The 280-nt window shown below is 67.5% G+C and carries 1 pseudogene; it reads left to right on the forward strand.

The annotated features are described in order from the left end of the window. Positions 1–280 (forward strand): annotated as a pseudogene (locus KVS69_RS19415) (LacI family transcriptional regulator); the annotation flags it as partial.

A 280-nucleotide genomic window follows, 5' to 3' on the forward strand; every position in this document is an offset into this window, starting at 1 on the left:
TGATCCTGGGGCCGGTCGGCATCGGCCGGCGCACCCTGCCCGTCCTCGCCGCACTGTTCGAGAACTCGAGGCCCGATGGCGTGGTGCTGATCCCGCCGCTGTCCGACGATGCGGTGGTGCTGGCGTACCTGGAAGACAACGAGATTCCGTTTACCGGCATCGCACCGCGCCATCCCGAAGGGCGCATCGGCGTGCGCATGGACGAAAACACCGCAGTGGTGGAACTGATCGGCCATCTGGTCGCGCAGGGCCACCGTCGCATCGCCCACATCAAGGGCCC

This window comes from Stenotrophomonas sp. GbtcB23, from assembly GCF_019091045.1.
GTDB lineage: Bacteria > Pseudomonadota > Gammaproteobacteria > Xanthomonadales > Xanthomonadaceae > Stenotrophomonas > Stenotrophomonas rhizophila_A.